We start from the raw sequence: 12890 nt of genomic DNA, 5'->3' as shown, positions 1-12890 counted from the left end.
CGCCGCGGATCTGTGACAGGCTCCGTTCCATACACCGCACCCGCCGCTTCGCCCAGTCCCGGTGCGTCACCGCCGCCTTTGCTCGCGGGGCGGGTTCTACTGCATCTCACGCGGGGGTCGCGGGGGTCGCGGGGAACAGCAACGGCAGGGCATCACACAGAGCTACAGAGTCAACAGAATGGGATAACCGAGGGATGATTATCGGATGAATGGATCGGTGGATGGATGGATGATTTCCGCTGTTCCCCCGCGACCTCTGCGGCCCCCGCGATCTCCGCGTGAGTGCTGTTGCTGTAAAAGCCCGGTCGCAGGGGAACACGATTCTACTGCACGCCCACGGAGCGCCCCTGGCTGCTGAACACCACGCCATCCGCATCGTTTTGAATGGGCTCCCAGCCGGTTTGAAAGCCGCGTTTGTTCGCCTGCTTGCGGGCTTCGCGGAACAGTTCGAGACCGTCGGAGTGGACGAGGAATGCGACGAACTGCCGGCTGGTGTCAGCATCGGCCAGCGCGCGCTGGAGTTCGGAGGAGGGGCGGCGCACCACCCGGCCAGTATCGCCCGCTTCCGGCTTCATGCGGTACCGCAGCCCCAGGTTCCCCGACGTGACGCTTCCCGCCACCGAAACCTCGTGGTTTCCCGCATCCGCCGAAAAGTCGTAGATGCGGCGCAGAACCACGTTGAAGTTGTACCAGTTCAGGCGGGGCAGCCCGCGCAGGAGCTGGGAATACGCCGAATCCCCAGCCTCGGTGCGCAGCCGCGCGATGCGGTCGCCCCGCACCTCAAAGAAGATCGCCTCCTTGTCCGTATACTCGTGCAGCGGCGTGTGCACGATCACCGTTGCGTCCGCGGCGGCGAGCGTCACGAACAGCAGGACAAAGATCATTACCCCGACCGTGTTGGTCAGCGTATCCAGAAAGGAATCCAGATTCCCCGCCGGCTGGTTTCCGCCGGTGCGCCGTACCCGCTTCATCGGCGGATCCTGAGCTTCCAGCCCTCGTCGATGGGCTCGTACCCGATCTTGATCCCCCGTCCCTCCACCTGCCGCCGCACCTCACCAAAGTGCGGGTACCCCGACGGACGCAGCGCCACGATGATGTATTCGTCTGCCTTCCGTTCACTCACGTCGCGGAGCAGATCGGCGAGCGGGGTATCGCGGCTGCCCAGCCGGCTGGCGGGGACCCTCTCCCCCCCGGGATGCAGCACCACGCCCTCACCCGTCACCTCCACGTAGTGCGGCCGCAGAGTGACGTTCTGCCCGACGCTGTTCAGCGCCACCAGGGTGATGGAACGCCGCGAACCCAGCGGCCCGCTGGCGACCAGAATCACCAGCAGCACCAGCGTGCCGATCACGCACGCCAGGACGGAGAGAAAGGGAAACAGCTCCGCCGTCAGCGCGGCTCCCCGGCCCCGGCTACGCGTCGCCATGGTTCCCCACGGGCCGCACATCGCCGTCGGCCTCCACCAGCGTGATGGTGCGCGGGAGAGCGAGCCGGTCCAGCGCCGGCCGCAGCGCGCGCAGCGAAATCTCCACCTCGCCCAGGATCTCCTGAAGGCGCCCGGTGTGACGCAGCGCGTCGATGCTGCGGTGCAGCGACTGCTCCAGAGCGACGACCTCGGAGGTCTGGGCGGCGAGGGCGGCCAGTTGCTCCGCGCGCTGCCCCAGGGCGGCGGCGCCGGCGTGCAGGGCTGATGAGACGGTGTTCACCGTGGCCGCGAACTGCTCTCCGGCCGCCTGGATCTGGGCGCGCGATTCGACCGCCGCCGCATTCTGCTCCGCCAGCAGCGCACGCGCCGTCTGCACCAGCGTGCGAAGCACGCGCTCGTCGCGCGCTTCCAGCCGGGCCCGGGCGGCTGCCTGTTCCTGCTCCGCCAGCGCGCGGTTCTCGGCCTGGGCCTGCGCCAGCGCCTGCCCCGCCTCACCTACCGCGCGCGCCGCGTCCTGGGCAGCGCCCGCGATCTCCGCCGCCGCGGACTGCAGGTACGTCCGAGCATCACGGACCATGGCTTCCGGGGAGGGCAGCGCGCCGCGAACCACGTGCTCCACCACCCGGTGCATCGTCTGTTCGTCCACACCCGCCGGCCGTGCGGCGTCTGCGCCGGGAAGGCGGGCGATCACCTGGTCCCGCGTGTCGGCGTCCAGCGCGAGGATCGCGCGGCGCTCCCATCGTTCCAGCAGCACCAGCGGCAGCATGACCGCCACGCTGAGCGCCAAGGCAAGCAGCGTGGTGTCGAACGCGACCGCGAGCCCGGTCGTCACGCCGCCGATTCCCTGCTTGATCTGTTCGATCTCTTCGGCCTTCTGCAGAAAGCCCGAAAACCCGGCTACCGCGGCACTGATTCCCACGACCGTGCCGATGAAGCCGAACAGCGGAATGGCCCATACCGCCACGCGAGGGACGGAGTAGGCCCCCTCCAGCGCCGCTTCGGCCTGCGCGGTGTCGTCGTCCGATGCCGCGGCGGCGGCCGAAGCCGATCCCGAAACCAGGTACGCCTGCAGCGCGCGGGCGCGAAGGAGGCCCGCCCGTCCGCCGGCCCGCGCCCACCGCTCGCGCAGCGCAACCAGCGCCACGCGGTTCCGCGCCTCCGCCGCCGTGAGCGCGGGCAGACGCGCCGCCCCGGCCAGGTCGCGATGCGCGGCGAATGCATGCGCGGCCCGCCCGGCCAGCAGCACCAGCGCGGTGCACGCCAGAAACACGGACGCGTACTGCATCCAGCCCCGCTCCAGCAGCAGGACGGCCAGGTACGATCCGCGAAACGGCTGCAGCGCAAAGTGCGTGGCGGCGGTGAGCGCGGCACCGGCGAGGAGCGCGACCGGAACGCCGGTCCCGCCTTGCGCCGGACGCGGAACGGAGACGTGGGCGTCGGGCTCCGTGGCCGCGGCCGCGGCCGGAGGGTACACGGCCGCCTGCTCGGGGGGAGGAAGAACAGTCTGCATCAGGGAGCGAGAGAGGATTGGGGACCCGTGATTGCCGTCCGCATTGCGGGATGGCCGATGCAGACTGGGTCGGCCCCGCGCACCAGGATTCCCGTTCGAGCCGTCCGCGATCGGGGGCCCACTCCCGCGGCGCGCACACCATGGTTATCTTTGCAACCTCCTGTCGGACAGGCACTTGGGCAGGGATCGCACGCCCGCTTTTCCGCTGGACAATTCCCGAATTCATGTAGAACCCGGAACGCCGCCGCCCACCGCGACGGCGCGTTTCCTTTTTCCGCGATCGTCCATGCACCCTTCCTCCAACGGTGACCGGGAACCCGCATCCGGCACCGCGCCGCCCACGGCCGGCACGCGCACCGGCAAGCCCCTGCCCCGCCATCGCGCGAACACGTCGGTGTGGCCGATGCGGATGGGAATCGCCGGGCTCGTTCTGCTTTCGTTCGTCGCCGGGTTCTGGGTGTGGGCCGCGGCGCGCGGGCCGCAGCTGCCCCGGCTGGCGTATACCGAACCGCTTTCCGCTGTTTCCGCGCGCCAGGTGGCCTCGCTGACGGTCCGCCCGGGCGACGTGATCATCGGCGAGTGGGCCGGCACGCGCGGCGCGGCGAACGGCGCCGATCCGGACTTTCTCGTCGACTACCCCGTGCAGCAGGTGGACGCGCTGGCCGCCCGCGCCGAAGCCGCCGGCGTGCGCCTGACTCTCGCCACGCGCCCGCCGCACGCCACGCCCGAGGCCACCCTCCGCTACCTGCTGACCGCGGCTCTGTTCATCGGCCTGGGATTCGTGTTCTACCGGCAGATGCGTCCCGGTGGATCGAATGCCGAGCTTGGCGGGACGGGAAAGTCCGACGTCACCTTTGACGACGTGGCCGGAACGCAGGGGGCGGCGGAAGAGCTGCGCGAGATGGTCGATTTCCTTCGCGCGCCGGACCGGTTCGCGCGGCTGGGCGCGCGCATCCCCAAGGGCGCGCTGCTGGTGGGCCCGCCGGGGACGGGAAAGACGCTGCTTGCGCGCGCGGTGGCGGGAGAGGCGGGCGTTCCCTTCTTTTCCGTCTCCGGATCGGAGGTGACGGGCTTTCTCGTCGGCATGGGCGCGAGCCGCATCAAGTCGCTGTTCAAAAAGGCCCGCAAGCGCGGCGGGGTGATCTTCATCGACGAAATCGACGCGCTGGGCGGCAAGCGCGGGCGCAACCGCTCGCACAACGAGGACGACCGCACGCTCAACCAGTTGCTGGTGGAGATGGACGGCTTCGATCCGCTGCACGGCGTGGTGGTCATCGCCGCCACCAACCGCCCGGACGACCTGGACGAGGCGCTCAAGCGCCCGGGCCGCTTCGACCGGATGGTGAGCGTAAGCCCGCCCAACGCTTCGGGGCGCGAAGACATTCTGCGGCTGCACGTGGGCCGGCGCGGCATTCCTCTGCACGGCGAGGTGGACCTGGGCCGCCTGGCGCGCCTGACGCCGGGAAGCACCGGCGCCGAACTCGCCAACCTGCTGAACGAGGCGGCCATCGGCGCCGCGCGCGAGCAGCAGGGCGAGGTGCGGTGGGCGCACCTTGACGCCGCGCGCGACCGGCTGCTGCTGGGCAAGGAGCGCACGGGCTTCCGCGCGCTGGACCAGGAGCGGTGCACGGTGGCGTATCACGAGGCGGGACATGCGCTTGTGGGCGTGCTCTGCGCGCCGGAAGACGGGCTGCACAAGGTGACCATCCAGCCGCGCGGGCAAGCGATGGGCGTGGCCTACTTCGCGCCGAGCGACGACCGGTTTCTATATCGGGCTGGGCGGGCGCGCGGCGGAGGAACTGGTGTTCGGCCCGCTCGCCATCACCAGCGGCGCGCAGAGCGACCTGCAGCAGGTGAACGGGATCGCCCGCAAGATGGTGTACCAGCTGGGGATGGGCGTCGCGACCGGGCTGCTGATCCACGACGGCGAAATGGGCAGCCTGAGCGCGGAGGCGCACGCCCGCATGGACCGCGAGGTGCAGACGATTCTGGAGCGCCTGTACGTGCGGACACAGGAGGTGCTGGAGGCCAACCGCGAACCGCTCGCCGCGCTGGCCCTCGCGCTGCTGGACCGCGAGACGATCGAGGGCGACGAAGCGGTGGAGATCATGGAGGAGGCGGGCCTTGCACGTCCGGCGTGGCTCGCCGAGGCCTTTGCCGCCCCGTTCGCCCCGCCCCGCGCGCGCCTGGCGAGCTGAGCTTCGAGGCGTGGTCTGCCACGAAAAGAGGTCCGGCCGCGAGGCCGGACCTCTTCCGTTTGCCTCTTTTTTTCGTCGCGCGAATACGACTTCCCTCACCAAAGCCGCCGCGGGGCGTCACTCGCGCTCGCCGCCCATTCTGCCCCGCGGAGCTGGATGCACCGACGGATCTGCTGGCGGCAAGCCGACATCCCGCGAAGCACGCGGCGCGACGGCCTGCGCTCGACCAGACAGAAGCCGCCGCGGGTGGTCCGGAGTGTCCACCTGTGGCGGCTTCCGGCCGTCTTCCGCTCTGCCGAAATCGTTGTAGTATTGGGCTCCCGCGACTCCGGAGGAGGCCATGAAGCACAACTACACGGCGGTAATCCAGAAGGGGAAAAATCACTGGATTGGTTGGATCGAAGAGGTTCCCGGCGTCAACTCTCAAGGCCTCACCCGAGAAGAGTTGATGGACAACCTTGAATCAGCGCTCGCGGAGATGCTGGAGATCACAGAAGCGCCCGGCCCAGGTAACCAGGCGCCTCCGTGACCCGCGGAGCTCCAGGTATCTGTCCCGCTCTGGCGAGGTGCGGTCAGATGCCCTGGCCGCCGGAGACCTCGATGCGCTGCGCGGTGATCCAGCGGTTGTCGTCGGAGAGGAGATTGGCGATCATCGGCCCGATGTCGTCGGGGAGGCCGACGCGGCCGAGGGCGGTGATCCCCGCGAACACCTTGTTGAGTTCCGGGTTGTCGCGCACCACGCCGCCGCCGAAATCCGTTTCGATGGCGCCCGGCGCCACCGTGTTGACCGCGATGCCGCGCGCGCCGAGTTCCTTGGCCATGTACCGCGTCAGGACCTCCACCGCGCCCTTTACGGCGGCGTAGGCGGCGTACCCGGGATACGAGATGCGCGTGAGCCCCGTCGACAGGTTTACGATCCGCCCGCCGTCCGCGATCAGCGGAAGCAGGGTCTGGGTCAGGAAGTACACGCCCTTGAAGTGCACGTCTACCAGCCGGTCGAACTGCGCTTCCGTCGTCTCGCTGATGAGCGCGTAGTCACCGTGGCCGGCGTTGTTGATGAGATGATCGAACGTATCGCGTCCCCACGTGTCGCGCAGCGCCGTCCGCAGCCGGCCGGCGAACGCACCGAAGCTGGCTACTTCGCCTGTATCCAGCTGCAGCGCGACGGCCTTGCGGCCCATTGCGGAGATCTCGGCGACGGCCGCATCCGCCTCGTCCGAGCGGCTGTGCCAGGTGAGGACGACGTCTCCGCCGCGGCGGGCGATGTGGGTGGCGGTGTTGCGGCCAAGGCCGCGGCTTCCGCCGGTAACGAGGGCAATCGTGTTCATTTCCGGGCTCCTGTGGTGTGATCCAGCCGCCATGGGGCGACGACACGAATCTACGCCAGCGAAGCGGGTGCTCCTTGCCGGAATCGCGAAATCTCTTGCCTGATCCTCCAGCATCGCGTGCGCGGCGGAGGGGGACGGAGTAGCTTGGGCGCATGACCACGCTGATGGAAGCCGTCCGCCGCCACGCGGAGGCGCACTCCGATTCGTACGGCCTGGGCCAGACGCCCATCCCGGGCCTGACCACCGTCCAAGCCCTCGCGCCCGGCGGTCTGGTGCACGCGGTCATGCGGCCGCTGGTGTGCCTGGTGCTGCAGGGGACCAAGCACGTGACGATGGGAACACAGGCGTTCTCGTTCGGCGCGGGCGATTCCATGCTGATCACGGCGGACGTGCCGACGGTCAGCCAGATCACCCGGGCGACCGCCGCCGCGCCGTACCTGTCGCTCGTGCTGGAACTGGATCTTGCCGTTGTCGCGGAGCTTGCCGCGCAGATCAAGGCCGTTCCCGCCGCGGGCGGCGCGCGTGTGCGGCTTCAGCCCACGGACACAGAGGTGGCGGACGCGGCGCTGCGGCTGATGCGCCTGCTCGATCGTCCGGAGACGCTGCCGGTGCTGCAGACGCAGATGGTGCGCGAGCTTCACTACTGGCTGCTCGCCGGCCGGCACGGGGCGGACATCCAGCGCCTGGGCTGGCCGGGCGGGCACGCGCAGCGCATCGCCCGCGCGGTCACCGTGCTCCGGGAGGAGTTCGCCCGCCCGCTCCGCATCGAGCGGCTGGCGGCCACGGCGGGGATGAGCCCGTCCTCGTTTCACCAGCACTTTCGCGCGGTGACGTCACTGTCTCCGCTCCAGTTTCAGAAGCACTTGCGGCTGATTGAAGCGCGGCGGCTGATGCTGTCCGAAGGGAAGTCGGCCAGCGCCGCGGCCTACACGGTGGGATACGAGAGCGTACCGCAGTTTACGCGGGAGTACGGCCGCATGTTCGGCCTGCCGCCCATGCGGGAGACCGCCGCCGCCCGGAGCCTGGTGGCAGCGGGCGGCTGAAGAAGGCGCGGCAGCAACGGCGGCGAAGTCCGCCTTGGCGGACTGCATCCCTTCACCCGGACGCGCCTGCGGACGATGACGGCTCGTCATCATCCCGATGCCCGCCGGGGGTGGCAGGGGCGCGGCGGCGGTGTATCTTGGGCGCGACGGCGCTTTCTGAACCCTTGAGACCGGCGAGCCGATGTCCGCGACCGAATACCTGCAGCGTAACCGCGAAAAGCACCTCAACGAACTGATCGAGTGGCTCCGCATTCCCAGCGTGAGCGCCAAGAGCGAGCACAAGGCCGACACCGCGGCCGCGGCCGACTGGCTGGCCGAACGCATGCGCGAGGCGGGGCTCACGGTGGAGATCATCCCCACCGCAGGGCATCCCGTGGTGCTGGGCGAGTGGCGCGGGGCCCCCGCCGGCGCGCCGACGCTGCTCATCTACGGCCACTACGACGTGCAGCCGCCCGAGCCGCTGGACGAGTGGACCAGCGCCCCGTTCGAACCCGAGGTGCGCGACGGCAACCTGTACGCCCGCGGGTCCGTGGACGACAAGGGCCAGGTGTACCTGCACGTCAAGGCGGTGCAGGCGCTGCTGGCCGAAGGCGGATCGCTTCCCGCCAACGTCGTGTTCTGCATCGAGGGTGAGGAAGAGATCGGCTCGCCCAACCTGGCCACCTTCCTGCGCGACAACGCCGAGCGGCTGGCGTGCGACACCGTCGTCATCAGCGACACCACGATGTTCGCGCCCGGGCTGCCGTGCATCACCACCGGGCTGCGCGGCATGGCCTACATGGAGGTGCGCGTGCAGGGCCCCGCGACGGACCTGCACTCCGGCGCGTACGGCGGCGCGGTGGTGAACCCGGCCAACGCGCTGGCCCGCATCATCGCGCAGCTGCACGACGACCAGGGCCGTGTGGCCATTCCCGGCTTCTACGACCGCGTCCGCGAACTGACGCCGGAGCAGCGGCAGGCCATCGCCGGGTTGCCTTTCGAAGAAGAAACGCTGCGCAAGGAAGTGGGCGCGCCCAAGCTGAGCGGCGAAGCGGGCTTCGGCTCCATCGAGCGCATCTGGGCCCGTCCCACGCTGGACGTGAACGGCCTGCTGAGCGGCTACACCGGCGAGGGCGCCAAGACCGTGCTTCCCGCGCGCGCGATGGCCAAGATCAGCATGCGGCTGGTGCCGGATCAGGACTTTCACGAAGTGGAAAAGCTCTTTACCGCGCACGTGCAGTCGCTGGCGCCGGAGGGCGTGACGGTGGAAGTGCTGGCGCTGCACGGCGGCCAGCCCTGGCACGCGGAAGGGAGCGGCCCCGTGTTCGACGCGGCGGCGCGCGCGCTGGAAGCGGCGTGGGGGCGCAAGCCGGTGTTCATCCGCGAGGGCGGGTCCATTCCCATCGTGCAGGCGTTCCAGGAAACGCTGAACGCGCAGGCGCTGCTGATCGGCTTCGGGCTGCCGGGCGAGAACGCGCACGCGCCCAACGAGTGGATGTCGGTGGAGAACTTTCAGAAGGGCGCCGAAGCCATCGCCGGGATGTACGAGGAACTGCGGTGACGGGTGGCGCCGAGGGGGAGGCGCGGGCCTTTCTGGCGGAGTTGGAAAGCCGCGCCGCCCCGCTGAACGCGGAAGCCAACCGGGCGTGGTGGGACGCGGCCACGGGTGGGGGCGAGGCCGCGCTGGAGCGGTCCACCCGCGCCCGGGCGGACTCCCGCGCGCTGCTTTCCGACCCGGATGCGGCGCGCCGCATCCGGGGATGGCTGGCCTCGGACGAGGTGTGCGATCCCCTGCTCCGCCGCCAGCTGGTCGTGCTGGACCTGGAGGTGACGCCCAACCAGCTGCCGCGCGAAACCATCGACCAGCTCGTGGCGCATACGGCGGAGCTGGAGCGCGTCTTCTACACCTTTCGCGCGGAGATCGGCGGCGAGCGGGTGACCAACAACCGCATCGTCGACATCCTTTCCACCGAGCGCGACTCGGATGCGCGGCGGGCCGCGTGGAACGCAAGCCGTGCGATCGGCGAGCCGCTGGCCGAGCCGCTTCGCGCCATGGTGCGCGCCCGCAACGCCGCGGCGCGCGAGTTGGGCTACGCCGACGCGTACGCGATGGACCTGGAGCTTCAGGAGATCGGCGAGGCGAGGCTGTTCGCGGTGATGGATGAGTTCGAGCGGCTGAGCGAGGCGCCGTTCCGCGCGCTGCGTGCGGAGATGGACCGCGAGCTTTCCGCGCGCTACGGCGTCCCGGTGGATGAACTGCGGCCGTGGCACTGGGAAGACCCGTTCGCGCAGGAGGCGCCCGCGCTGGGCCGCGTGGAGATGGATCGATACTTCGACGGTCGCGATCCGGTGCAGGTGGCGACAGGCTTCTTTGGCGGGATCGGATTGCCGGTGGAGGCCGTGCTTGCGCGCAGCGACCTGTACGAGCGCGAGGGCAAGGACCAGCACGCCTTCTGCCAGGACATCGACCGCGAGGGCGACGTCCGGATTCTGTGTAATCTGCGCCCGAACGAGAAGTGGACCGGCACCCTGCTCCACGAACTGGGGCACGCGGTGTACGATGAGCTGATCCCGTCGTCCGTTCCGTACTTTCTCCGCCAGCCGGCGCACACGCTTTCCACGGAAAGCGTGGCGATGTACTTCGGGCGGCTGACGCGCGAGCCGGCGTGGCTGCGCGAGGTACTGAACGCCGGCATCGGCGCGGCGGACGAGGCGGAGATCCGCAACCAGTCGCGCGCGGCCATGCTGGTTTCCACGCGGTGGATGCTGGTGATGGTGCACTTTGAGCGCGCGCTGTACCGCGATCCGGACCGGGCGGACCTGAACGCGCTCTGGTGGGAACTGGTGGAACGGATGCAGCTCATCCGGTACCCGGAGGCGCGGCCGGACGGGACGGAGTGGGCCAGCAAGATCCACCTGTCGCTGTCGCCCGTGTACTATCACAACTACCTGCTGGGCGAGCTGATGGCGTCGCAGGTGACGGCCGCCGTGCGCCGCGAGGCCGGCCTGGCACCGGACCGCAGCATTGCCGGGGAGCCGCGGGTGGGCGCCTTTTTCCGCGACCGGATTTTTGCTCCCGGAGCCACGGTCGACTGGAACGGCCTCCTGGTTCACGCCACCGGCGAGGATCTGTCGCCAAGGTTTTTTGTTGAGCAGTTCGTTTTGGAGCAAGTGCGTTAGTGCTGGGTGCGTGAGTGCGTGAGTGCCACGTCTGTACGTCGATTGGCTGCTCGATCGAACCTCAGGCCACCGCAAAGCGACAGCAGTCGATCAACAAGCGTCGGTCGATGCGCACGACAGGCCCGCGCCGACGCGCGACGGGAACGCGGGGCCGCAGACTGACCGCGGCCCCGCGTTCTGGCATTCTGCGATCGACATGAGAAGCCGCGCACGGCCTCAGCCCTGCGGCTCACCCGGTCCGTGCCGCACACGCCGTGAGGCGTCATCCTGAGAAGGCGTCGGCCGAACTGCCCACCGCCCCGAAGCCTGGCGCCGACGAAGGATCTACTTTCCCACCGCTCCAGCTCCGCGTTCCGCACCAGGTCCGCCTGCCCCCGGCGGTTCTCGTCATCCAATCACTCCTTCATCCCGGAGCCATCCCGTGCCCACCGCATCCGATCAGAATCTCCTCCGGGCGCTGCTCGATTCCTGGGATCGCAACAACACGATCCTCATCAATCTGCTGCGCACGGTGCCGAACGGCGGGCTGGCCGCGCGGGCGACGGCGGACAGCCCCACCGTGGCGCAGCTGTTTACGCACATCCATTTCGTGCGGATGGTGTTCATTGCCGAGGACGCGCCGGAATTCGCGGGCGAGCTTCCGGATGCGGAGTGGATGGACGAGCGCGACCCGGACCGCATCGCCCGCATGCTGAACGACAGCGCCCGCACCGTGCGCGACGCGGTCAGCGGCCGGCTGGACGCGGATAAGGAGATGGACATGCACTATGACCATCCCATCCTCCTGCTGCAGCACATGGTGTGGCACGAGGGCTATCACCACGGCCAGATCAAGATCGCGCTCAAGGCCGCCGGCCTCGCCGTGAACGACGACGCCGTCGGGCCCGCGACCTGGGGCGTATGGATGAAGAAGCGGCGCTGAACCGGGATTCCTCGCCGGCCGAGGCTCCCGGTCCAAGCGAAATCCATCCACCAGAACGTGAGACAGAATCTCGGCAATTCCGCATCTGTTGCAGTTCATGAAACAAGGCCAAGGTCTTGCAAAGCCGCGCCGCGCCATTCGGCAAACCATGGACAAACAGGTGTGGAGGAGGACGGGATGAGGAAGATGTGGAGCAGGTCGGCGGCGCTGGGGTGCGCCGCGCTGGTCGCGGGTGCGTGCCAGACGATGGACCCCGCGATGGCCGGAGCCGGGCAGCCCGCGCCCGCCGGGATGATGGCGCAGCCCGACGCGCAGATGCAGGCCGTGCTGGACCAGCTTGCCGCGCTCGGCGCGCGGCCGGTGGAGCAGCTGACACCGCAGCAGGCGCGCACCCAGCCCAGCCCCGCCGACGCGGTCAAGGCGCTGCTGCAGCGCTCGGGACGCAGCACCGCGCCGGAACCCGTGGGCAACGTGCAGGACCGCACCATTCCCGGCCCCGGCGGCGCGGCGATTCCCGTGCGCATCTACACGCCGGCCGGAACGGGTCCGTTTCCCGTCATCGTGTACTATCACGGCGGCGGCTGGGTGATCGCCACCATCGACACCTACGACAGCTCGGCTCGGGCGCTGACCAACGCGGCGCGCGCCATCGTCGTTTCGGTGGAGTACCGCAAGGGCCCGGAAAACCGCTTTCCCGCCGCGCATGACGACGCGTTCGCGGCGTACCAGTGGGTGGTGAACAACACCGCGTCCATCGGCGGCAACCCCATGAAGATCGCCGTGGCCGGCGAGAGCGCGGGCGGCGGGCTGGCGGTGCAGACGGCCATGCTGGCGCGCGACCGCAACGTGCGCGCGCCGGTGCACGTTCTGGCCGTGTACCCGATCGCGGACGGCGACACGGAATCGCCCTCGTATACCGAGAACGCGATGGCCAAGCCGTTGAGCCGCGCGGGGATGCAGTGGTTCTTTCAGCACTACCCGCGCACCCCGGCGGACCTGCGCGACCCGCGCATTTCGCTGACGCGCGCCAACCTGCGCGGCCTGCCGCCCACCACCATCGTCAACGCGCAGATCGACCCGCTGCGTTCGGACGGCGAGGAACTGGCGGCGGCGCTGCGGTCCGCGGGCGTGACGGTTCAGCAGCGCACGTGGCCGGCGGTGACGCACGAGTTCTTTGGGATGTGTGCCGTGGTCACCAAGGCGTGCGAGGCCGTGCAGTTCGGCGCCGCGGGCCTGCGTGGCGGCTTCGGAATGTAATCTGTCCCGGCGGATGAACGAACGAAGCCCTCGCGATTCATCGCGGG

At 69.5% G+C, this 12890-nt stretch carries 10 protein-coding genes and 1 pseudogene; 7 read left to right on the top strand and 4 right to left on the bottom strand.

The genetic code is table 11. The features are described 5' to 3' along the window. Positions 1–323: 323 nt before the first annotated feature. The 3 genes from HNQ61_RS03890 to HNQ61_RS03880 are packed head-to-tail and all read right to left on the bottom strand — an operon-like array spanning position 324 to position 2936. A complete protein-coding gene (locus tag HNQ61_RS03890) occupies positions 324–971 on the bottom strand; it encodes a hypothetical protein (RefSeq protein WP_170038116.1) in 648 nt (215 codons plus the stop codon). Further along, entirely contained in the window at positions 968–1426 is a 459-nt protein-coding gene (locus HNQ61_RS03885) for a hypothetical protein (RefSeq protein WP_170038118.1), read from the bottom strand. The genes HNQ61_RS03890 and HNQ61_RS03885 overlap by 4 nt, the downstream gene beginning before the upstream one ends. Then, positions 1413–2936 (bottom strand): MotA/TolQ/ExbB proton channel family protein, encoded by a 1524-nt coding sequence (locus HNQ61_RS03880; RefSeq protein ID WP_170038120.1) that lies wholly within the window; start codon positions 2934–2936, stop codon positions 1413–1415. Before HNQ61_RS03880 ends, HNQ61_RS03885 begins: the two co-directional genes overlap by 14 nt. A gap of 286 nt (positions 2937–3222) precedes the next feature. Between HNQ61_RS03880 and HNQ61_RS03875 the strand changes: the two are divergent. Beyond that, positions 3223–5134 (top strand): annotated as a pseudogene (locus HNQ61_RS03875) (ATP-dependent metallopeptidase FtsH/Yme1/Tma family protein). 340 nt (positions 5135–5474) lie between these two features. After that, positions 5475–5663, top strand: coding sequence for a type II toxin-antitoxin system HicB family antitoxin (locus HNQ61_RS03870; protein ID WP_170038124.1), 189 nt, complete (start codon positions 5475–5477; stop codon positions 5661–5663). A gap of 43 nt (positions 5664–5706) precedes the next feature. Here HNQ61_RS03870 and HNQ61_RS03865 read toward each other — a convergent pair whose 3' ends face one another. Next, entirely contained in the window at positions 5707–6462 is a 756-nt protein-coding gene (locus HNQ61_RS03865) for an SDR family oxidoreductase (RefSeq protein WP_170038126.1), read from the bottom strand. A gap of 152 nt (positions 6463–6614) precedes the next feature. On the opposite strand from HNQ61_RS03865, the gene HNQ61_RS03860 reads away from it, so the two are divergent. The 5 genes from HNQ61_RS03860 to HNQ61_RS03840 all read left to right on the top strand — a co-directional run bounded on the left by HNQ61_RS03860 (position 6615) and on the right by HNQ61_RS03840 (position 12843). Next, complete coding sequence (locus HNQ61_RS03860; RefSeq protein WP_170038128.1) at positions 6615–7505, top strand: AraC family transcriptional regulator; 891 nt, start codon at positions 6615–6617, stop codon at positions 7503–7505. Positions 7506–7686: 181 nt separating this feature from the next. Beyond that, entirely contained in the window at positions 7687–9045 is a 1359-nt protein-coding gene (locus HNQ61_RS03855; RefSeq protein ID WP_170038130.1) for a dipeptidase, read from the top strand. After that, a complete protein-coding gene (locus tag HNQ61_RS29470; protein WP_170038132.1) occupies positions 9042–10664 on the top strand; it encodes a M2 family metallopeptidase in 1623 nt (540 codons plus the stop codon). The genes HNQ61_RS03855 and HNQ61_RS29470 overlap by 4 nt, the downstream gene beginning before the upstream one ends. Positions 10665–11085: 421 nt before the next feature. After that, a complete protein-coding gene (locus HNQ61_RS03845) occupies positions 11086–11586 on the top strand; it encodes a DinB family protein (RefSeq protein WP_170038134.1) in 501 nt (166 codons plus the stop codon). A gap of 177 nt (positions 11587–11763) precedes the next feature. After that, entirely contained in the window at positions 11764–12843 is a 1080-nt protein-coding gene (locus tag HNQ61_RS03840; RefSeq protein ID WP_205761968.1) for an alpha/beta hydrolase, read from the top strand. The last annotated feature ends 47 nt before the right edge of the window (positions 12844–12890 follow it).

Source organism: Longimicrobium terrae (assembly GCF_014202995.1).
Taxonomy (GTDB): domain Bacteria; phylum Gemmatimonadota; class Gemmatimonadetes; order Longimicrobiales; family Longimicrobiaceae; genus Longimicrobium; species Longimicrobium terrae.
The sequence above is the reverse complement of the archived record's forward strand: the minus strand, read 5'-3'. Positions and strand labels throughout refer to the sequence as shown.